This is a genomic window from Yersinia sp. IP36721 (genome assembly GCF_003634395.1).
In the GTDB taxonomy this organism is placed as follows: domain Bacteria; phylum Pseudomonadota; class Gammaproteobacteria; order Enterobacterales; family Enterobacteriaceae; genus Yersinia; species Yersinia entomophaga.
Genome location: NZ_QCZL01000015.1, coordinates 55,625 through 76,052, shown reverse-complemented (window position 1 = coordinate 76,052; position 20,428 = coordinate 55,625). Strand labels below are relative to the sequence as shown.

Sequence of the window (20,428 nt, the reverse complement as noted above, 5' to 3'; positions counted from 1 at the left end):
CCAACGACCGAAGCGATAGCGATTGTACTGACGCACGTTCACTAGCTTTAACATGAGTTTATCTCCATGCCAGCGCCATTGTCGCCAATAGCAGCCTTTATACCCCTTGTATAAAGCTAATACGAAGAGTAGTGCAAGGTAGATATCCCAAGCGGTAACATCGACATATTATGATAGTCATTCAAAAAGATCAAAGCCTTGCTTGAATCCACTCCACTCATCAACTGTTGGATATGTGAATGATCGCCCCTCAAACACAACCGTTGCCCCACGCGCCAGCGCCTGAAGCTCCCAGCGCTGCGGCGTGATGCCCTGCTGCGCCAGCTCGACGCGGATATTTGGCATTCGCGCCCGCTGCGCTTTGGTCATTCGCCCTGATGGTGCTATCTGGTGCGGTTGTAATGGCTTACCACTTCTTTGCTGGCGATTTGGTTGCGGCGCGTGGTGTTTTAATGCGCCTCTGAGCGCCGCAACGACTTCGGGGTCATCCCATGCGATAACCCCGTCATCAACGAGATTTAGCACCGCTGCGGCATGCTCAGACGGTGTAGGGGTCACAACCGGAACGTCACCGCCGGTGAGCTTTCCACAGTTATTGACAGGACTCCGAGGCGCGCCGGGGGCGCTTTTTAAAGTCAAAGAATCAAGGTCAACAGCCTTGCTCACAATGCGCCATTTCGTCTCGCGGGTTTTATGGATGTGATCGGCACCAAGATGAGGGGCAAAAATACCAACGACCTTCTGCACTTCTTCGTCGTATTCATTGAGCTCTTCGGTAATCTCGCGCATGACACGCACCGTCTGTAAATCACGTGGCACATTGGCACCGCCTTGCGCAGCGATGTAAGTGGCAAAATCACCGGCATCGGCTGCGGCGCGTACCGCCTCAACTCTCTCGTCAAAACTTTCGGCCAGACTAATACCGCGCAGGCTTTGGCTACGGCACTCGCGATATGCGCCCATGGTTGGAACGCCAATGGGATGAAATTGTGGAATACGCCAGATAGACGCCCACGCAGTGACAGCGGCGGCGGCATCAGATAGTGGCTTGCCGGTTTCAAAATCCAGCTCACCCTCCAGCGCATAGCCGTCGATATTCTTGGCAATGTATTTCGCGATATATCCCGCCGCGCAGCCCTTATACATATGCTTGCACTGGAATCGGTTTTCTTCGGCACCGCGCTCGTCACCATCTTCTTTCAGCGCGTATTTACGCATTACGGCGATCACTTCCCGACGCTGTTTCGGATGGCAAAAAAGCAACATATGCCAGTGTGGTGTACCGTCGTGGTGAGGCTCCACAACGCGCATCCCATAAACTTTCAGTTCCCGATCTTTAAACGCGGTGCGCATTTTGCCCCAGATGCCACATAGATAACGCTGACCGTCTTTGGGTGAATACGCTTCGCCATCCCATTTATGGTTAAGCTGAACGCGCTTATCGGCCTTCTTACCGATTTTGCGCGTTGGGTGATATTTGGAAGGCGTGGTGATGGTGACAAATAGCCCACAATGATGCTGGCTTGCCGCAAAACCTTCGATCCCGGCGATATTACTCATCAACTCCATGCGGCGGATTTTTGGGTTAGAAACACTCGCCAACACTTTATCAATAAGGTCGAAACGCTCGCCGGTCTCGACGTTCTCCAGCTCTTGCGATTTCAGATACTCCAGATTAGCTAAACGGCGCGACTGAACATCCCGGATGGCGACTTTGCTGGCATATTCTGACCGTTGGAAATTAACCTCACCGGCTGCAATCAGTAACGCTTCACGCCATTGCATACGCAGCGCTTTAAGTTTACGTATCCACCACTCCTCGTTAACCAAACGCATGATGCTACGTAGCGCCTGTTGCTTATTCAGTTCACCCTTGCAATAACGCATCCAGTATTTAGGCGTAATATTGAATGACGACCGAGCAGCGCCTGCCACCAGACCGTAAATTTCAGCCTGTGCCTCATCGCTAAATAATAAATTTTTGTCGCCATCGTGTTCACTGACATATTGGTCACTGGCATGTTCATAAGCCGTAGACAGGATCGAGGAAATATTACCGGCCAATCTTTTGAGTTCTTTATCGTACAGCCCTGGTAAGCGTGAGTATTGGCTCGCCTCACCGATAAATAGTCCATAGGTATAACCGCTTAACTTCATTTCATACTTAGCGTTAATTTTGGTGATGCGCGGCCAGATACGCGGCATAAAAACGTTGAGCAAAAAACGATGAGCGGTCAGCAGCCCTGAGTTTTTTAATAAGTAGGCGTGTCGGCCAGAAAATATCCCGCCGAGAAAATGAGGAAGCGAGCTGATTTTACGCAAAGCATCTTGCCCCTGACGGTATTCATCACGGGTAAGAGGCTTTTCTTTGCCAATGGCTTCGCGGGGAGCATTCCAACTATAAGCGCCAACAAAGGGCGCAGGTTTTTCAGATATAAATGGTGGGGTGGATGTGGGGGCAACTCGCCCCCTGGTTGACTCATTCATTTAACGACTTTCGCCAAGATGTGAATGATGACCGTAATCATGAATAACGCCGCGCCACTTAAAAGTGCTTCGGCGGGTAAAATCCATAATGGCGCAGTTACCACCCACCACGACCAAGCGGCTAGAATACCGGTTAGCTTTAAGGTGATAAAAATAAGCGCCAGCACAGTAGTAAAAAAATTAAGCGGAGTAAATTTCATTGTTTTAGCCTGAATGGTGGGTTGAAAAAGCTTCCTGACAGAGCTTGCCAATACGCTCAATCTCAGCGACCAGCCCTGCGATACTGGTTGCCGTTGAATTGCGAATATGGTGATGCGCTAAACCTGTCACCAGTTGATTGACGGTTGGGTAATAACCGATAGGATCGAGCCAATCCTCACCAGCTCTTGCACCTGATTTAGCCACCTTCTTCTGATTTAAAATGAACTGATAGTTATCTGCGGTAACGACCCACTCTTTACCGATTGGAATGCGAACCATAATTAGCCTCTGAAATGTTTGCTTTGATGTTCGTGATCTAACTGACAGGAGATACAACGAATCACGCCCGGCATTGCGGCGCGACGTTGGGCGGAAATAGGCTGATCGCAATCCTCACAAATTGAGGCCGATACACTCGGTTTCATGCGCGCGGCGTTGATGCGGCGCGCTAATATGTCTTGCTGATGCTGTTGGATCGCATCCATTAAATCTGGCATGGTGTTGCCTCCATTTGGCTATCAAGCTGGATTAATGCCTTTTGGCTTAATTCATTAAAATGGTGGCTCTCACGCATCAACGCTGATGCCGTGGTGATGGTTTTTAAATACACACAGCGCTTTACGCACAGGCTGGTAATATCTGCGATTAAATTCAACGTCTCTGAATATACGGCGCGCGTCAGGTAATATGTTTTACCGCTTTCTTTATCTACTCGAATATCGGCCAGAATAAATGTGTCGTTTTCACCCTTCGCAACAGCAAACCAATTATTGATAAAAACCCATTTCAATTCCTTCTTCATTAATACACTCCCCCATTACTTAATCCTTGGTTATGCAGAGAAACCGACTCCTGAGTCAGTAATTCGATAAGCTCTACTTTCGATAATTCTTCTTTTTGTGCATGAACCAGTATTGAGTCCAGTCGTGATGAGAAACTGACAGCAGCATCTGCTTTAGCTTGGTTACGCGCCTTATTTAATAGCCGCTCTTGCATTTCTGCTTCGGCTCTACGGTGCATATCTTGGCCGACCGTTTTATACATGTGCATATAAACCTCAGGTAATAGAAAGCCCGACGCAGTAAAGCGCCTATTAAATAGCTAGGTTATTTAATTAGTGGAGATATTGCTCAGGCTTAACCGCCGTTAATATAGTTGGCGCATGTTTAAATAAACTGAGTAACTCTCGCAATGCACGGAATAGTTTTTCACGCCATAAACATGATTCATCATTTAAGCGCCAATAAGGCTGGTTAAATTCTTCTTCGGTTAATTCAGCATGAAGAAATAAAGTTTTACGCTGGCTAACAGTTAAGCGACCAACAAAAGCCGAGTCATCAATTCGCTCTTTACGACACTCTGCAAATGCTTCACTCAATTCGCCAATCGCGCAAACAATACGCTCACGGTCGCTATCGTTCATTTCCTGCAATTGCATCACCGCATGGCGTTGCTTTAAGTGCGCATGGAAACACATGGTCAGGCGCTCGCGCTCACTCATCCGATTATAAAAACCGCAGGTTTCATTCCAACGCGGCAAGGCTAAATGGTTGGCGATAGCGGTACGCAGCCCGGCGGGTAACTTGCGGGTAAGCTCTAAGGTCACAACTGTCATTTTCTTCCCCACACTTTTGAATGCTTAATCGCTTCGATAATGTTTGAACGGCGACGACGGATAATGATCCCTTTGCGGCCTTTTCCGTGGGTAATTCGAGTATCCAGACAACGAGCCGCCTGATGGTTACAGAGCAGCGGTGCGATTGATATTGGTTGTTGCATACACCCTCCTTATAAATCCATTGGTAACAGCCCACGTAGTAGACGGTTGCAAATAGATGCCGAGTTTTAGCCATGATCGGCACATGGTATTTTGTGGTAGGATCGGATCGCCAAAAACAATCAGCCACAAAAGAGGTAATAAATGAATAATAAAAAAGCTAATGAATTAATCACTTCTCTCGAAAAAGCATTAATATTAGCCGATGCAATTCCTTCAACTATCGAAAGTCGGGAGCTGGCAGATAAAGCTAATAGATTGTCAATTCAGTTAAGAGAAGTAATTCAATCAAAAATGCCGACCACACATAAAAGCTTTATTGATATAAACTAATTATCTAGGCTGTGCTGTGTGGCCTTTTCACTTCGGTATGGTCGCACAAGCACATTAAAGATATCGTCCCAATCATCTTTGCTTATTAATTTAATACCCAACTCACGCCCTTTTTCTTTTATGCATTGAGCCAATGCTAATCGATAGTCAGTACTCATGCCGATAGCTTTTACCTTTGCTCGCATATAGCCATCTTCAAGTAAATATTTCAAATCCAAACGAAGGATTTCTACTGACCCATCAGTACTGCGAAAAACTAAATCATCACCATCGATAAAAATAGGTTCACTTAGAAGCTCCTCAGTGGTTTCCCATTTCCTTGGGTTCTGAGGAACGGCTAGACTATTTGAGGGGGATCTTTTTCCCACATCGCCACGAAAAAGAATTACGGTTAGTTCACTTGATACCTGCTCCATATTTTCTCCTTATGCCACACGGCTTGATTTACTTATAGTGACTTAAAGCCCCATCCATAACAGCCATGCATCGCGCTGTTCAATTGGCCGATTATAGAAAGCCTCTCTCACTCCTCGGTTAAACTCAGGAATGTAAATCCACTTATCACCGGCACGCGCGTTTACCTTAGTTGGATCGCGTAACTCAATGAATGGCAACTTACTATTCTTAGTCATTTCTCTAATTGCGGTCTCTGGTTTCCCGATCAGTTCCGCAAACTTAGATTCATGAACTGCATCAAGCGGGTACCGAATCACATAATCTTCAACTTTCATCTGTGCTAACCTCTTTTGATCCAACCCTTTAGAAACCGTTTAAAAACGCTTATTGGGTGGTGTTTCACGACCTTAATTGCTCCTATATAGGATCAATAGAGGTAAATCTAACTCCTAAATAGGAACAGGTCAAATGAAATTGAGTGAAAAGATAAAAGCGATGCGTATTGCTGAGGGACTTAGTCAAAATCAGTTATGCGAAATTATTGGCTTACCCAGAAGCACCGTATCGAAGTATGAAAGTGGGTTATTCGAGCCCGGTGGTGCTGCATTGGTGAAATACACAACACACCCGCAGTTTGAAAAATATACCCTTTGGCTGATGACTGATAAAACCGCACCGGAAGCGGGGCAAATAGCACCGGCCATCGCACACAGTGGGCAAGAGAAAACCACCTCAGGCCGTTAAGGCAGGAGAACTGGTTAGATATTTGTTATCAATATGCAGACTGGCTGTGGTTTGAGGCAGGCTGTTACATCGGAGGGCTTCGCTATGGCGATTAAGAAGCTCGATGATGGTCGTTATGAAGTGGACATTAGACCTTGCGGACGCGAAGGACGTCGTATTCGTAAGAGATTTGAAAGAAAGGCGGAAGCTATCGCCTTTGAGCGATATGTCATCGTAAACGCCAGTAGAAAAGAATGGGCGAACAAGCGAACAGATCGCCGCAATTTGAGTCAGTTAGTCGAGGTTTGGTGGCTATACCACGGCCAGAATCTCAAGAATGGCGCGATTGAAAAACGTCACCTGATCAAAACCATATCAGCGATAGGTGACAAGACCGTAAATCAGCTCACTAAACGCGTATTAATGGAACATCGCAGCCTGCGCCTGACTAACGGCATTAGCGCAGCCACGATAAATCGCGATCTCTATCGGTTTTCAGGGATGTTTTCTGCACTGATAAAGCTCGAGGAGTTTGCAGGGCAGAACCCGTTACATGGTTTACCGCCATTAGCTGAAAAGAATCCGGGTATGACGTTCTTAGATTCGGATGAAATTAATCAGCTGTTGTCGGTGTTATCTGGAGACGAACGGCTTATTGCGCTGTTGTGTTTAAGCACTGGCGGTAGGTGGGGAGAAGTCAGTACATTAACCCCCGCTCAAGTCATGAATGGCCGCATCACATTTTTAGAAACTAAAAATGGCAAGAAACGCACAATTCCAATATCCGCAGAGTTGGAGAAAGAAGTGAAAGACAAAGCCAGTGGGAAACTCTTCGACGTGGATTACGTGAAGTTCTGTAAAACACTGCGAGATGTAAAACCAGACCTGCCACACGGTCAGGCCACCCATGTGTTACGTCACACTTTCGCCAGCCATTTTATGATGAACGGCGGGAACATCATTGCACTCCAGCAAATACTCGGACATGCCAACATTCAGCAAACAATGGCCTATGCGCATCTGGCGCCGGATTACCTGCAAAACGCCGTTATACTTAACCCATTAAAGGGGGGATTAGCGGCCGAAACGCGTCCACAAACTGTCCACATTTAATCACATTTGGAAATGACACCGCCCTTTGAGAAAATCGTAAGTGACTGTTTTTAAAGCTAGCGTTTCTCAATAGGCAAAAAAAAGCCCTCCATCATGGGGGGCTAAAAGACAGGGATGGTGTCTATGGCAAGGAAAACAGGGTATTACTGGGTAGTACCTTACGGTACTGGATAGTACTTTACTTCTGGGCAGAAGCCGGTTGTGCTGCTGGAGCCTGCTGCACTGTAGCCATCCGCTGTTTATGCATCTGGTTTAAGGCAGTTTTTTGCTCTGGCGTCAGCAGGTTGTACATTTGGTTGCGTACTTTGGCCATTTCGACCTGACGCTCAACCTGTTGTTTAGACATTTTTTCAGCCTGCGCTCGAACTGCGGCTTCATCAAATTTATCTGCGGTAATCAGACTATGCATTGCTTCCCGATCAGCGACAGGCATTGCCGTTTTAGTTCCGCGATGCTGGCGCATCAGATCGCGCATCTGCTGACGCTGTTGCTCAGTCAGGTTCAAGCCTTCAAACATGTTATGGTGGCCGCGACCACCTTTCATCATTTTGCCGTCGAAGTCGTGACACCAGTTGCCAGCGGTTGCAACAGTATCAGCGGCAAATGCGGCGGTAGAGCCGAAGGCCAACATTGACGCTATAACTAACGTTGTTACTTTACGCATGATTAACTCCTGGATTCACTCTGCTATGCAATTCAATGTTAAGCAGTGTATAGGTCTGGCTGAAAACTAGCGTCAGTGCATGTAAAACTGAGGTCAGGGGATGTAAATCTAGGTAAAGTCATAGAATCGCGGCAATTGTTAACGTATTTTGCGTCTAGAGGTGAAATAACTATGCATAAAATTCTACTTGTTGATGACGATCGCGAACTAACTTCGCTATTGAAAGAATTACTTGAAATGGAAGGCTTCAACGTTGTTGTTGCCTATGACGGCGAGCAAGCGCTAAACCTGCTGGACAGTTCGATCGACCTGCTTTTGCTGGACATTATGATGCCGCGTAAAAACGGTATCGAAACCTTAAAAGAGCTACGTCAACATCACCAAACGCCGGTGATTATGCTGACCGCGCGCGGCAGTGAATTGGACCGGGTTCTGGGTCTGGAGTTAGGCGCAGATGACTATTTGGCCAAACCGTTTAACGATCGTGAATTGGTAGCACGCATACGCGCTATTTTGCGTCGTTCCAATTGGAGCGAACAGCAGCAGAATGTAGATCAAGGCGCACCAACGCTAGAAGTTGACTGCCTGCAACTGAATCCGGGTCGTCAGGAAGCCAGCTTTGAAGGTCAGGTACTAGATTTAACCGGCACAGAATTTACCTTGCTGTATTTACTCGCTCAGCATCTGGGCCAAGTGGTTTCGCGTGAACTTCTCAGCCAGGAAGTCTTGGGCAAACGACTGACGCCATTTGATCGCGCCATTGATATGCATATTTCCAACCTACGTCGTAAGTTACCGGAACGTCAGGATGGTTTACCTTGGTTCAAGACCTTGCGTGGCCGCGGATATTTGATGGTATCTGAAACATGATCAACAGTTTGACGGCGCGAATCTTCGCTATTTTCTGGTTTACTCTAGCGCTAGTGCTCATGCTAGTGCTGATGGTGCCTAAGCTGGATTCGCGGCAGTTAACGCCGTTATTAGAAAATGAGCAGCGGCAGGGCGTCATGCTGGAACAGCATATTGAAGTTGAACTGGCCAACGATCCTGCCAATGATTTGATGTGGTGGCGGCGGCTGTATCGCGCCATTGAGAAATGGGCCCCCCCCGGCCAGCATCTGGTGTTAGTGACCAGCGAAGGCCGGGTGATTGGCGCTGAACGTCATGAAATGCAGATTGTACGTAACTTTATTGGCCAATCGGATAATGCCGATCAGCCGAAAAAGAAAAAGTATGGTCGATCAGAAATGGTCGGGCCATTTTCTATTCGTGATGGTGATGACAACTACCAACTCTATTTAATTCGACCAGCAAGTAGCCCACAGTCCGACTTTATCAACCTGATGTTTGATCGGCCGTTACTGTTACTGATTGCCACCATGTTGATCAGTGCGCCTCTGCTTCTCTGGCTGGCATGGAGCCTGGCTAAACCGGCTCGTAAACTGAAAAATGCCGCCGATGACGTGGCTCGCGGAAATCTGAAACAGCATCCTGAACTGGAATCCGGCCCGCAGGAATTCCTAGCCACGGGTGCCAGTTTCAACCAAATGATCAGTGCGTTGGAACGAATGGTTGCCGCACAACAGCGGTTGATTTCCGATATTTCCCATGAGCTTCGCACCCCGCTGACTCGCCTTCAGTTGGCGACAGCGTTGATGCGCCGTCGCCATGGAGAGGGAAAAGAGCTGGAACGCATTGAAACAGAAGCTCATCGGTTGGACAGTATGATCAATGATCTGCTAGTGCTTTCCCGTAACCAGCATAAGAATGAGCTAGCACGAGAGCCGATTAAAGCTAATGACCTTTGGTCTAACGTGCTGGAAAATGCGCAATTTGAAGCCGAACAGGTGGGTAAAACGCTGGAAATCTCTGCTCCACCGGGCCCTTGGACGCTATTTGGTAATCCGTCGGCGTTGGATAGCGCGTTGGAAAATATTGTTCGTAATGCTCTGCGGTATTCTCACCACCATATCGCTGTAGCGTTCCAAGCTGATAATCAAGGCGTAACCATCACTGTTGATGATGATGGCCCTGGCGTCAGTGCAGAAGACCGCGAACAGATTTTCCGTCCGTTCTACCGCACTGACGAAGCCCGCGACCGCGAATCCGGCGGTACAGGCCTAGGTTTAGCCATTGTTGAAAACGCCGTAAGCCAGCATCGTGGCTGGGTTAGGGCGGAAGATAGCCCGCTTGGCGGCCTGCGCTTGATTCTCTGGCTTCCTCTACACCCATTCAAAGCCTAGTCATTTGGCCGATCCCACAGGTTCGGCCAGATCGTCACATTTTCTCACTGGCCAAATCTGCCCATATCAACGGATGCCCACTGCACCAAATCGGAGTTTCTGGTATCCTGCGCCCCTCTTTACTGGGGGGCCTATGCTGAATATTGTTTTATTTGAACCGGAAATCCCACCGAACACCGGCAATATCATTCGTCTGTGCGCCAATACCGGCTGCCAGCTTCATTTGATCAAGCCCTTGGGCTTTACCTGGGATGACAAAAGGCTGCGCCGAGCGGGCCTCGATTATCATGAGTTTACGAATATTAAGCATCATCATGATTATCAGGCTTTTCTCGACAGCGAAAAACCCGAGCGCCTGTTCGCACTGACCACCAAAGGTACGCCAGCTCATAGTGCGGTGAGTTATCAGGATAAGGATTTTCTGTTATTTGGCCCAGAAACTCGCGGTTTACCTGCCAGTATTCTGGATGCGTTACCGGCACAGCAAAAAATCAGGATTCCAATGCAACCAGATAGCCGCAGTATGAATCTATCGAACGCAGTTTCTGTGGTGGTATATGAGGCATGGCGCCAGCTGGGATATAACGGCGCATTGGTGAAAGAGTAAGAAATTTGTCAGAAAGGGGCTCAGAGTGGCCCCGTTCGATTAATAGCAGGAATCAGATACCGTCGCCGTATTCAAAACCTTGGCTGACGCCGTTGAAGTGCTGGTCCATATCCAGGGAGGGTTTATCACTGTCCGGTTTACCCACGATCCGAGCCGGTACACCCGCCGCAGTGGTATGAGGCGGAACCGCTTGCAATACCACAGAACCCGCACCAATTTTAGCCCCTCGACCTACCTCAATATTGCCCAGAATTTTCGCCCCGGCACCAATCATCACGCCTTCGCGAATTTTAGGATGTCGATCGCCGCTGGTTTTACCGGTACCGCCCAAGGTGACGGATTGCAAAATAGAAACGTCATTTTCAACAACTGCCGTTTCACCAATCACAATACCTGTGGCGTGGTCCAGCATGATGCCGCAGCCAATGGTTGCCGCAGGGTGGATATCAACACCGAAAGCCACAGAGACTTGATTTTGCAGATAAATAGCCAGCGCTTTACGCTCTTGCGCCCATAACCAATGGCCAATTCGATAGGCTTGTAATGCGTGAAAACCTTTCAGATACAGCAGTGGCGTAGAGTATTTATCCACCGCAGGGTCACGCAAGCGCACAGCCAAAATATCGCGCGCGGCGGAAACAATCATATGGGGATCGCTGCGGTAAGCGTTTTCGACCACTTCCCGGATAGCAATAGCAGGCATTATGGGATCGGCTAATTTATTCGCCAGAATATAGCTTAGGGCACTGCCTAAATTCTCATGCTTTAGCAATGTCGCATGAAAAAAGCTGGCCAGCATGGGTTCACAATCAGCCAGCGCCCGCGCTTCTGATTTAATGCTGCTCCAGACCTGCTCTAATTCTTCTGACGACATGCCTTACTCTCCCTATGATACAAACAAGTCACCCCGAGGAAACCCCAAGGTGACTTAGTACGCATTGATCTAACGGGTTAAACGCCGCTTTTTTCGTCTTTTTTGGTGCGCCCTAATAAGGTCAGGGCAGCTTCGCGGGCATTTTTATGGCAGTACAGCACCTGATAGATCTGTTCGGTAATGGGCATTTCAACACCATACCGTTGCGCCAGAGCTAATACTTCCTTGGTATTTCGATAACCTTCGACAACCTGGCCAATCTTGTTCTGCGCTTCTTGAACCCCTGCGCCCTGGCCCAGCATGATACCGAATCTGCGGTTGCGAGATTGATTATCCGTGCAGGTTAGCACCAAATCACCCAGCCCCGCCATGCCCATAAAGGTGGAAGGATCGGCACCCAACGCGGAACCCAAACGGCTCATTTCGGCCAAACCACGGGTAATCAGCGCCGTTCGCGCATTCGCGCCAAAACCGATGCCGTCAGACATACCTGCACCAATGGCAATCACGTTTTTCACCGCGCCGCCGAGCTGCACGCCGATAAAATCTGGGTTGCTGTAAACCCGGAAACTTTTACCGCAGTGGAGCAGCGCTTGCAGGTCTTCGCTGAACTGAGCGTCCGTTGAAGCCAATGCAATCGCCGTGGGCATTCCTGCCGCCAGCTCTTTAGCAAAAGTCGGCCCGGAAACAACCGCCAGCGGAATTGTATCGCCGAGGATTTCCCGTGCTACATCCTGTAGCAAACGCCCGGTTTCAGCTTCCAACCCTTTGGTTGCCCAAACGATACGCGCATCGCTGCGTAAATGGGGTTTTAACTGATGTAAAACGTTGCCAAAAACGTGGCTCGGCACTACCACCAGAATATTACGACTGACCGCCAGTGCGCGGGACAAATCGGTTTCTAGCAATAATGTGTCGGGGAAAGGGACGTCCGGTAGAAAAGCCTGATTACAGCGAGCATCCTGCAACGCCTGAATGTGTTTGGGATCGTGTCCCCACAACACAACGGTGTGACCATTACGCGCTAACGTGATGGCTAATGCGGTGCCGTAAGATCCGGCACCGATTACAGTCATTGAAGCATCAGTGGTGTTCATCAGGCATCCTGACGTTGTTCGGCACCTTCGCCTTCAGTTTGAGCCTGCTGCTGCAAATAGTTCATGAACAGGGCATCAAAATTAACCGGTGCCAGATTCAGCTGAGGGAAAGTACCGCGGGAAACCAGGCTGGTGATACATTCACGGGCATACGGGAACAAAATGTTCGGGCAGTATGCGCCCAGGCAATGTGCCAGTTGGGTGCCATCGATGCCAGCAATGGAGAAAATACCGCCTTGCTGAACTTCACACAAGAATGCAGTTTCTTCGCCCAGAGAGGCCGTTACTGTTACGCGCAGTACCACTTCATACACATCTTCAGCCAGCTGACTGGAAGCAGTATCAAGATCAAGTTTAACTTCTGGCTGCCAATCCTGCTGGAAAACCTGCGGTGCATTTGGCGCTTCGAAAGAGATATCCTTGGTATAAATACGTTGGATCTGGAAAGCCATCTCTGTGTTGTTTTGTTCTGACATGTGTAAAAGTACCCTTAGTTAGACATCCTTATTAAACAGCACTACCGCCGTGGGAATCCCCATCGACGAGTTTAAAGCAGTGGGTCAAGCCCACCGCGCGCATCCAGCGCATGTAAATCATCGCAGCCACCTATGTGCTGCCCATCAATAAATATCTGAGGTACGGTGGAACGTCCGCTGCGTTCAATCATAACTTCACGCGTCGCCATATCACCATCAATCGCGATTTCCTCGAACGCTGCACCTTTGCTGTTTAACAGCGCTTTTGCGCGAACGCAAAACGGGCAGGTCGCTTTGGTGTATATCTCAATTTTCGCCATTGACAAAACCTCAGTTATATTAATATTCCGTTGATAAAGCGATGGTTTTATTACTTACCACGTTTTATTTACCGCGAGCCAGAGGCAGATTTTCACCGCTCCAGCCAGAGATACCCTCTTTCAGAGTAAATACAGGTTCAAAACCGGCTTTGTTCAAATTTTCGGCAGACGTACGAGACGCAGTACCGTTAGCACAAACAACAATAATAGGCTGCGCTTTATGCTTTTCCAACTCGCCCAAGCTGCCGTTTTTAATTTCAGTCGGCGTTAGGTTAATGGAGCTGGCGATATGGCCCTTGCGGTAATCTTCGCGCGAACGGGTATCGACAACAACCGCATCTTCTTTGTTAATCAAACGCGTAGCTTCACCACGAGTGATTTCTTTTACTTTAGACAGGCTGCTTTTAAAGGTGGTGACGATCACGGCAACCAGCAAAGCCACCCAAGCCAGACTCAAAATAGGATGCTGGCTAATGAATTGCATAATTTCTTGCAACATAGGGGGAAAAACTCCCGTTAGTTAGGGGTCAATATTCAAGGTCACAGAGTATACCTGCGCGTTGCAGCAAATACAGCCAGTAAGCAAGTGGTATTGCAGAAACTGAGAGGGATCGCGGAAAGTTTTCATCATTTAAACCACCACAATCACGCCCATCCCACGCCAACCTTGATCTCTTTGGGCTATTTTTAACCTGCTTTGTAGTAAAATTACGAAAGCGATAAGTGTCAATAGCCATGAGCGACCCACGTATAACCCATGCCTATTAACACTTGGACTTATAAGAAAATGAGGTTAAGCAATGTCGAGCAATAAAAAACCATTAGTTCTGACTATTCTGGATGGCTATGGCCACCGTGAAGACCATCAGGATAACGCTATTTTGAATGCCAAAACGCCAGTGATGGACCGCTTGTGGCAGCAAAATCCGCACACGCTGATTGCTGCTTCCGGTCTGGACGTCGGGTTGCCAGACGGTCAGATGGGTAACTCTGAAGTTGGCCACGTCAATCTGGGCGCGGGTCGCATTGTTTATCAGGATTTAACCCGCCTAGATAAAGAGATCAAAGAGGGCGATTTCTTTGTTAACCCGACGCTGACCGCCGCCGTTGATAAAGCAGTAAAAGCTGGCAAAGCGGTACACATCATGGGCCTGCTATCCGCCGGTGGGGTTCACAGCCACGAAGCGCATATTCTGGCGATGGTCGAGCTGGCTGCCCAACGCGGTGCCGAGAAAATCTACCTGCACGCCTTCCTCGATGGCCGTGATACGCCGCCGCGTAGCGCCGAGTCCTCTTTGAAAATGTTTAGCGATAAATTTGCTGCATTAGGCAAAGGCCGTATCGCCTCCATTATTGGTCGTTACTACGCAATGGATCGCGATAACCGCTGGGATCGCGTCCAACTGGCTTATGACCTGCTAACTCAGGCCAAGGGCGAGTTTACCGCAGCCAACGCCATGCAGGGTTTGGCTGATGCCTATACCCGCGGCGAAAACGACGAATTTGTAAAACCGACGGTGATTCAAGCCGCTGGCGAACCCGATGCCGCTATGAATGATGGCGACGCGCTGATCTTTATGAACTTCCGCGCCGACCGCGCTCGTCAGATCACTCGCACCTTTATTAATCCAGACTTTGACGGCTTCAAGCGCGATAAAGTAGTTAACTTCGGCGATTTCGTGATGTTGACCGAGTATGCAGCCGATATCAATGCTGCCTGCGCTTATCCACCAGCATCACTGGTTAATACCTTTGGCGAATGGTTAATGAAGCACGATAAAACCCAGTTACGCATTTCTGAAACTGAGAAATATGCTCACGTCACCTTCTTCTACAACGGCGGCGTTGAAGAACCATTTAAAGGTGAAGACCGTATTCTAGTGAATTCACCGAAAGTGGCGACTTATGATCTACAGCCAGAAATGAGTTCTGCCGAGCTGACCGAAAAACTGGTCGGGGCGATCGGCAGCGGTAAATACGATGTCATCATCTGTAACTATCCAAATGGCGATATGGTTGGTCATACCGGTGATTATGATGCGGCAGTAAAAGCGATCGAAACGCTGGATGGCTGTATTGCACAGGTTGTTGATGCAGTTAAAGCTGCTGACGGTCAGTTGCTGATTACCGCAGACCACGGCAACGCCGAGCAAATGCGCGATCCGGCGACAGGTCAGGCTCACACCGCCCACACCAGCCTGCCGGTTCCGCTGATTTACGTCGGCAATAAACCGGTTGCCGCGGTGGCTGGCGGTAAGCTTTCTGATATCGCGCCAACCATGCTGTCACTAATGGAAATGGAAATCCCGCAAGAGATGACTGGTAAGCCGCTGTTCATCGTGGAATAATCCTTTCTTATGAAGGATAAGGCGTTATTTGCACGTTTGATGGTGACTGAAAACGCAACCCCCGGCAGCAGCCAATCCCCAGTGGGCCTGCTGCCAACCCGGTTTACGCGTCGTCCGTTAGCCATACTGTACGCCAGCGTTTTTTGCGCTGGCGTCTTGCTATTGCCATTATCCAGCCAGGCTGCAGATGCTCCCGTTGCTGCAAAAACGGCCGATAACAAGAGCCAATTGAAAACTATTCAGCAAAATATTGCTGAAAAAGAGAAAAGCGTTCAGCAACAAAAACAGCAACGCAGCGCACTGCTCGATCAGCTGAAACAACAAGAAAATACTATTGCCCAAGCCAGCCGTAGCCTGCGCGACACCCAAGCCACTTTGACTGAGTTGGGTAAAGACGTCGCCAAGCTCAACGGCTCGATTGAAAAACTGCAAAGTCAGCAGTCACTCCAGCAAAATATTCTAGCTAAACAGTTGGATGCAGCCTTTAAACAAGGGCAGCACAGCGGATTGCAACTCATTCTTAGCGGTGAGGAAAGTCAGCGTAGCGAACGCATTCTGGCCTATTTCAGCTATCTGAATGAAGCCCGTCTCAAATCAATCAATACGTTAAAACAGACTCGAAGCGATCTCGCGGCGCAGAAAAAAACGCTGGTAGAAAAACAGCAACAGCAGAAATCCCTATTGAACGAACAACAGTCTCAGCAACAGAAGCTGGAACAGGCTCGTTCAGCACGTAAAAAAACGCTGATTTCTCTGGAAGCCTCGCTGGAAAAAGACCAGCAGGGTCTGGCGGAACTGAAACAGAATGAAACCCGTCTGCGCGATCAAATAGCCAAAGCAGAACGGGAAGCCAAAGCCCGCGCTGAACGAGAAGCCAAAGAGGCCACGCGGGTTCGAGAGCAGATTAAGCTTAAAGAGCAACAAGCGAAGAAAACCGGCTCTAGCTATAAGCCGAGCGAAAGTGAGCGCTCTCTGATGGCACGTACCGGCGGTTTAGGTCGCCCAAGTGGGCAGGCTTTGTGGCCAGTACGCGGTAATGTTACACATAGATTTGGTGAAGCATTACAGGGAGAACTACGCTGGAAAGGTATGGTTATTTCCGCGCCAGAAGGCAGCGAAGTCAAAGCCATTGCCGATGGCCGCGTCCTGCTGGCCGACTGGTTACAGGGCTACGGTCTCGTCGTCGTCGTTGAACACGGTAAAGGCGATATGAGTTTGTATGGTTATAACCAAAGCGCGTTAGTCAGCGTTGGGACTCAGGTTAGAGCCGGCCAGCCGATTGCTCTGGTCGGTACCAGCGGAGGCCAGGGTGAGCCTTCTCTGTATTTCGAGATCCGTCGTCAGGGACAGGCGGTCAACCCACAACCCTGGTTAGGAAGATAGGGAATTGAATTAGGGAAAAAGCATTGCGCTATTTTAAAGCTCGCTCACTGTTTGTATTCGGCACTTTGCTGATAGCCTGCTCCGCGCAGGCAGGAAAATTATCTATTGTTATCGATGACTTCGGTTATCGCCCGCAGAACGAAAACAAAATTCTCCAGATGCCGTTACCGATCTCGGTGGCCATCTTGCCTAATGCTCCCCACGCCAAAGAAATGGCCATCAAAGCCCACAGCCAAGGGCGTGAGGTTCTTATCCATCTGCCGATGGCACCCTTGAGCAAGCAGCCGTTAGAACGGGATACTTTGCAGCCTAATATGAGCAGCGAAGAAATTCAGCGCATTATTCGTCAGGCGGTAAACAACGTTCCTTACGCCGTAGGTATGAATAATCATATGGGTAGCGCAATGACTTCCAGCCTGTCCGGAATGCAAAAAGTCATGCAGGCGCTGGAACATTATCAGCTGTATTTTCTGGATAGCGTGACAATCGGCAATACTCAGGCCAGCCGGGCAGCGGAAGGCACTGGCGTTAAAGTCATAAAACGCAAAGTTTTTCTGGATGATGTGCAGAATGATGCGGCTATTCGTCAGCAGTTCAATCGCGCCATTCAGCTAGCGCGTAAAAATGGTTCGGCTATTGCCATCGGGCATCCTCATCCCTCTACCATTCGGGTATTGCAGCAGATGCTGCCGGAATTACCGTCAGATATCGTATTGGTTCGCCCTAGTGCGTTACTGAATGAACCGGTGCAGCATAATTCAGGCACGCTGACGCCAGTCAAGCCGGTTAAACCACGCGATCCGTTTAAAGACAGCAGGTTAAAAGCCATTAAGCAATGCAAAATGAAAGCGGGACATACGCCGGAGAAAATCTATGCCGACGAGATGTTTAAAATTCTGGGGGAAAGTCTGATACAAAGCCCAGTGGCGACTTTCGTGCAGCAGCGCTGGCATTTCTGGTTTAACAAAACCAAATAAAACAATGCCGGGTCATCATGCCCGGCATTGTTTATCTACCTGATAGAATCTCAGTTAGCCGTTAATCCCAGCTCAATACGACTTTCCCTGATTGACCAGAGCGCATAGCGTCAAAGCCTTTCTGGAACTCATCGATAGAGAAACGGTGGGTAATGATTGGTGTTAAATCCAGACCAGACTGAATTAATGCAGCCATTTTGTACCAGGTTTCGAACATCTCGCGACCGTAGATACCTTTAATAAACAGCCCTTTAAAGATAACCTGATTCCAGTCGATAGACATATCGGATGGCGGTATCCCTAGCATGGCAATGCGGCCGCCGTGGTTCATCGCATTCAGCAAAGTACGGAAAGCTGGCGGCGCGCCGGACATTTCCAGACCCACATCAAAACCTTCGGTCATACCCAGATCAGTCATCACGTCGTTCAGGTTTTCTTTACTAACGTTTACCGCGCGAGTGACGCCCATTTTGCGCGCCAAATCGAGGCGATATTCATTCACGTCAGTAATAACCACGTTACGCGCACCGACATGTTTACACACCGCTGCGGCCATGATGCCAATAGGACCAGCGCCGGAAACCAGCACATCTTCCCCCACCAGATCGAAGGACAATGCAGTGTGAACCGCGTTACCAAACGGATCGAAAATGGCGGCCAGCTCATCGGGAATGTTGTCAGGAATTTTGAACGCATTGAAGGCAGGAATCACCAGATATTCAGCGAATGAACCCGGGCGGTTAACACCGACGCCAATGGTATTACGGCACAGGTGAGTGCGGCCTCCGCGACAGTTACGGCAATGTCCGCAGGTAATATGCCCTTCGCCAGAAACGCGATCGCCAATGGAAAAACCTTTAACTTCCTGACCGATAGCGACAATTTTACCGACGTATTCATGCCCTACAACCATAGGAACCGGGATAGTTTTTTGTGACCATTCATCCCAGTTATAAATATGCACATCCGTACCGCAAATCGCCGTTTTAGCGATTTTGATCATAATGTCATTGTGACCCAATTCAGGCTGAGGCACATCGGTCATCCAAATGCCTTCTTCCGCTTTCAGCTTAGATAGTGCTTTCATTGAAATTCCTTATGCAATAACGCCTAGTTGTTTACCAATGCGCACGAATGCATCGATGGTACGTTCAACCTGCTCAGTCGTGTGTTCAGCAGACATTTGGGTGCGAATCCGCGCCCGACCTTTCGGCACGACCGGATAAAAGAAACCGGTAACGTAAATACCTTCCTTCAGCAACGCGTTAGCAAATTCCTGCGCTAATTTAGCTTCGCCCAGCATTACCGGAATAATCGCATGGTCGGCTCCTGCCAACGTGAAACCAGCCGCCGTCATTTTTTCGCGGAATAGACGGGCGTTAGCCCACAGGCGTTCCCGCAGAGCATCCCCTTGTTCCAGCAGAGAAAGGACTTCAATGGACGCTGCAACAATCGCCGGAGCCAATGAGTTAGAGAACAGGTACGGACGTGAACGCTGGCGCAGCCATTCCACCACTTCTTTACGGCCTGCGGTATAGCCGCCGGATGCGCCGCCCAACGCTTTACCCAAAGTACCAGTGATAATATCAACACGACCCATCACTTCGCAGTATTCATGGGTGCCGCGCCCGTTGGCACCAACAAAGCCTACTGCGTGGGAATCATCAACCATCACCAGCGCTTTATATTGATCGGCCAAATCACAAACGCCTTTCAGGTTAGCAATCACGCCGTCCATAGAAAACACGCCATCAGTGGCGATCATGATATGACGAGCGCCGTCCGCTTTTGCCTGCTTCAGTTGGGTTTCCAGCTCAGCCATATCATTGTTAGCGTAGCGATAACGCTTGGCTTTACACAGACGCACGCCGTCAATAATTGACGCATGGTTTAACGCATCGGAAATAATGGCATCTTCCGGCCCCAACAGCGCTTCAAACAGCCCGCCGTTGGCATCAAAACAGGAAGAATAGAGAATGGCATCTTCCATCCCCAGGAAGCTGGCGATCTTCTGCTCCAGCTGCTTGTGGCTGTCCTGCGTACCGCAAATAAAGCGCACGGAGGCCATACCAAAACCGTGTGTGTCCATCCCTTTTTTCGCGGCAGCGATCAGCGCCGGATGGTTAGCCAGCCCCAGATAGTTATTAGCACAGAAATTGATTACATGACTTCCATCAGCTACAGCGATATCGACTTGCTGGGCGGAAGTGATAATCCGCTCTTCTTTATACAAACCTTCAGCACGGGTAGTAGCCAGTTGTTGTTCTAGTTGTTGATAGAAAGACGCGGGCATTCGGTTATCTCCAGATTTGGCAATTTCGCCTCACATTTTACTAAGTTGCTGGCTTACTGACGAGAAACCTTGTTAGAGAATGTAAGAAATGCAGCATATATCACGGGGAACTATCC

At 48.9% G+C, this 20,428-nt stretch carries 27 protein-coding genes; 9 read left to right on the top strand and 18 right to left on the bottom strand.

Annotation, left to right across the window (positions count from 1 at the left end; translation table 11 throughout):
* Positions 1-177: 177 nt before the first annotated feature.
* The 8 genes from DBA33_RS13415 to DBA33_RS20640 all read right to left on the bottom strand — a co-directional run bounded on the left by DBA33_RS13415 (position 178) and on the right by DBA33_RS20640 (position 4,467).
* The gene (locus DBA33_RS13415; RefSeq protein ID WP_120806625.1) at positions 178-2,487 is read right to left on the bottom strand and encodes a replication endonuclease; all 2,310 of its coding nucleotides are present in this window, start codon (positions 2,485-2,487) and stop codon (positions 178-180) included.
* On the bottom strand, positions 2,484-2,687 hold the full coding sequence (locus DBA33_RS13410) for a hypothetical protein (RefSeq protein ID WP_042526619.1): 204 nt from the start codon (positions 2,685-2,687) through the stop codon (positions 2,484-2,486). Before DBA33_RS13410 ends, DBA33_RS13415 begins: the two co-directional genes overlap by 4 nt.
* Positions 2,688-2,691: 4 nt before the next feature.
* Positions 2,692-2,970 carry a DUF5405 family protein gene (locus DBA33_RS13405; protein ID WP_120806642.1) on the bottom strand — a complete coding sequence of 93 codons (279 nt, stop codon included), beginning with the start codon at positions 2,968-2,970 and terminating at the stop codon, positions 2,692-2,694.
* A complete protein-coding gene (locus DBA33_RS13400) occupies positions 2,970-3,185 on the bottom strand; it encodes a TraR/DksA C4-type zinc finger protein (protein ID WP_042526621.1) in 216 nt (71 codons plus the stop codon). Before DBA33_RS13400 ends, DBA33_RS13405 begins: the two co-directional genes overlap by 1 nt.
* Positions 3,173-3,490 carry a DUF5405 family protein gene (locus DBA33_RS13395; RefSeq protein ID WP_120806624.1) on the bottom strand — a complete coding sequence of 106 codons (318 nt, stop codon included), beginning with the start codon at positions 3,488-3,490 and terminating at the stop codon, positions 3,173-3,175. Before DBA33_RS13395 ends, DBA33_RS13400 begins: the two co-directional genes overlap by 13 nt.
* Entirely contained in the window at positions 3,490-3,708 is a 219-nt protein-coding gene (locus tag DBA33_RS13390) for a DUF2732 family protein (protein WP_240442706.1), read from the bottom strand. The genes DBA33_RS13395 and DBA33_RS13390 overlap by 1 nt, the downstream gene beginning before the upstream one ends.
* 94 nt (positions 3,709-3,802) lie before the next feature.
* The gene (locus DBA33_RS13385; RefSeq protein WP_042526625.1) at positions 3,803-4,303 is read right to left on the bottom strand and encodes a hypothetical protein; all 501 of its coding nucleotides are present in this window, start codon (positions 4,301-4,303) and stop codon (positions 3,803-3,805) included.
* Positions 4,300-4,467, bottom strand: a complete 168-nt coding sequence (locus tag DBA33_RS20640) for a hypothetical protein (RefSeq protein WP_162975204.1) — start codon at positions 4,465-4,467, stop codon at positions 4,300-4,302. Before DBA33_RS20640 ends, DBA33_RS13385 begins: the two co-directional genes overlap by 4 nt.
* A gap of 142 nt (positions 4,468-4,609) precedes the next feature.
* Between DBA33_RS20640 and DBA33_RS13380 the strand changes: the two genes are divergently transcribed.
* Positions 4,610-4,798 (top strand): hypothetical protein, encoded by a 189-nt coding sequence (locus DBA33_RS13380; RefSeq protein ID WP_120806623.1) that lies wholly within the window; start codon positions 4,610-4,612, stop codon positions 4,796-4,798.
* On the opposite strand, the gene DBA33_RS13375 is transcribed toward DBA33_RS13380, so the two are convergent.
* Entirely contained in the window at positions 4,795-5,214 is a 420-nt protein-coding gene (locus DBA33_RS13375; protein ID WP_120806622.1) for a hypothetical protein, read from the bottom strand. The two genes, DBA33_RS13380 and DBA33_RS13375, sit on opposite strands and share 4 nt — an antisense overlap.
* Before the next feature lie 42 nt (positions 5,215-5,256).
* The gene (locus DBA33_RS13370) at positions 5,257-5,529 is read right to left on the bottom strand and encodes a Cox family DNA-binding protein (protein WP_042526629.1); all 273 of its coding nucleotides are present in this window, start codon (positions 5,527-5,529) and stop codon (positions 5,257-5,259) included.
* 133 nt (positions 5,530-5,662) lie between these two features.
* Here DBA33_RS13370 and DBA33_RS13365 point away from each other — a divergent pair, with 133 nt between their 5' ends.
* Both DBA33_RS13365 and DBA33_RS13360 read left to right on the top strand, forming a co-directional pair.
* Positions 5,663-5,938, top strand: coding sequence for a helix-turn-helix transcriptional regulator (locus tag DBA33_RS13365; protein ID WP_120806621.1), 276 nt, complete (start codon positions 5,663-5,665; stop codon positions 5,936-5,938).
* A gap of 84 nt (positions 5,939-6,022) precedes the next feature.
* Positions 6,023-7,030 (top strand): tyrosine-type recombinase/integrase, encoded by a 1,008-nt coding sequence (locus tag DBA33_RS13360; RefSeq protein ID WP_120806641.1) that lies wholly within the window; start codon positions 6,023-6,025, stop codon positions 7,028-7,030.
* Positions 7,031-7,208: 178 nt separating this feature from the next.
* Here DBA33_RS13360 and cpxP read toward each other — a convergent pair whose 3' ends face one another.
* Positions 7,209-7,694: a cell-envelope stress modulator CpxP gene (gene cpxP, locus DBA33_RS13355; protein WP_064514570.1), complete on the bottom strand. Its 486-nt coding sequence runs from the start codon at positions 7,692-7,694 to the stop codon at positions 7,209-7,211.
* A gap of 171 nt (positions 7,695-7,865) precedes the next feature.
* On the opposite strand from cpxP, the gene cpxR reads away from it, so the two are divergent.
* The 3 genes from cpxR (at position 7,866) to trmL (ending at position 10,544) form a co-directional block, all read left to right on the top strand.
* On the top strand, positions 7,866-8,564 hold the full coding sequence (gene cpxR / locus DBA33_RS13350) for an envelope stress response regulator transcription factor CpxR (RefSeq protein WP_064514572.1): 699 nt from the start codon (positions 7,866-7,868) through the stop codon (positions 8,562-8,564).
* On the top strand, positions 8,561-9,937 hold the full coding sequence (gene cpxA, locus DBA33_RS13345) for an envelope stress sensor histidine kinase CpxA (protein ID WP_064514574.1): 1,377 nt from the start codon (positions 8,561-8,563) through the stop codon (positions 9,935-9,937). The genes cpxR and cpxA overlap by 4 nt, the downstream gene beginning before the upstream one ends.
* A 133-nt stretch (positions 9,938-10,070) precedes the next feature.
* The gene (gene trmL / locus DBA33_RS13340; RefSeq protein ID WP_064514576.1) at positions 10,071-10,544 is read left to right on the top strand and encodes a tRNA (uridine(34)/cytosine(34)/5-carboxymethylaminomethyluridine(34)-2'-O)-methyltransferase TrmL; all 474 of its coding nucleotides are present in this window, start codon (positions 10,071-10,073) and stop codon (positions 10,542-10,544) included.
* A 52-nt stretch (positions 10,545-10,596) separates the two neighbouring features.
* Here the strand turns inward: trmL and cysE are convergent, their stop codons facing one another.
* The 5 genes from cysE to DBA33_RS13315 all read right to left on the bottom strand — a co-directional run bounded on the left by cysE (position 10,597) and on the right by DBA33_RS13315 (position 13,810).
* Positions 10,597-11,418 carry a serine O-acetyltransferase gene (gene cysE / locus DBA33_RS13335; protein WP_064514578.1) on the bottom strand — a complete coding sequence of 274 codons (822 nt, stop codon included), beginning with the start codon at positions 11,416-11,418 and terminating at the stop codon, positions 10,597-10,599.
* Between the two features lie 77 nt (positions 11,419-11,495).
* Complete coding sequence (gene gpsA, locus DBA33_RS13330; protein ID WP_120806620.1) at positions 11,496-12,515, bottom strand: NAD(P)H-dependent glycerol-3-phosphate dehydrogenase; 1,020 nt, start codon at positions 12,513-12,515, stop codon at positions 11,496-11,498.
* The gene (gene secB / locus DBA33_RS13325) at positions 12,515-12,991 is read right to left on the bottom strand and encodes a protein-export chaperone SecB (RefSeq protein WP_049601518.1); all 477 of its coding nucleotides are present in this window, start codon (positions 12,989-12,991) and stop codon (positions 12,515-12,517) included. The genes gpsA and secB overlap by 1 nt, the downstream gene beginning before the upstream one ends.
* 71 nt (positions 12,992-13,062) lie before the next feature.
* Positions 13,063-13,311: a glutaredoxin 3 gene (gene grxC / locus DBA33_RS13320; RefSeq protein WP_064514583.1), complete on the bottom strand. Its 249-nt coding sequence runs from the start codon at positions 13,309-13,311 to the stop codon at positions 13,063-13,065.
* A 64-nt stretch (positions 13,312-13,375) separates the two neighbouring features.
* Positions 13,376-13,810: a rhodanese-like domain-containing protein gene (locus tag DBA33_RS13315; protein WP_064514585.1), complete on the bottom strand. Its 435-nt coding sequence runs from the start codon at positions 13,808-13,810 to the stop codon at positions 13,376-13,378.
* Positions 13,811-14,111: 301 nt separating this feature from the next.
* Between DBA33_RS13315 and gpmM the strand changes: the two genes are divergently transcribed.
* From gpmM to DBA33_RS13300, 3 genes are read left to right on the top strand one after another with little or no spacing between them, the layout of a single operon-like run.
* A complete protein-coding gene (gene gpmM, locus DBA33_RS13310) occupies positions 14,112-15,659 on the top strand; it encodes a 2,3-bisphosphoglycerate-independent phosphoglycerate mutase (protein ID WP_064514587.1) in 1,548 nt (515 codons plus the stop codon).
* A gap of 9 nt (positions 15,660-15,668) precedes the next feature.
* A complete protein-coding gene (envC, locus tag DBA33_RS13305; RefSeq protein ID WP_120806619.1) occupies positions 15,669-17,042 on the top strand; it encodes a murein hydrolase activator EnvC in 1,374 nt (457 codons plus the stop codon).
* 23 nt (positions 17,043-17,065) lie between these two features.
* On the top strand, positions 17,066-18,019 hold the full coding sequence (locus tag DBA33_RS13300; protein ID WP_120806618.1) for a divergent polysaccharide deacetylase family protein: 954 nt from the start codon (positions 17,066-17,068) through the stop codon (positions 18,017-18,019).
* Between the two features lie 61 nt (positions 18,020-18,080).
* Here DBA33_RS13300 and tdh read toward each other — a convergent pair whose 3' ends face one another.
* Together tdh and DBA33_RS13290 are read right to left on the bottom strand one after the other, a co-directional pair.
* Entirely contained in the window at positions 18,081-19,106 is a 1,026-nt protein-coding gene (tdh, locus tag DBA33_RS13295; protein WP_064514592.1) for an L-threonine 3-dehydrogenase, read from the bottom strand.
* A gap of 9 nt (positions 19,107-19,115) precedes the next feature.
* Positions 19,116-20,312: a glycine C-acetyltransferase gene (locus tag DBA33_RS13290; RefSeq protein ID WP_120806617.1), complete on the bottom strand. Its 1,197-nt coding sequence runs from the start codon at positions 20,310-20,312 to the stop codon at positions 19,116-19,118.
* Positions 20,313-20,428: the final 116 nt, after the last annotated feature.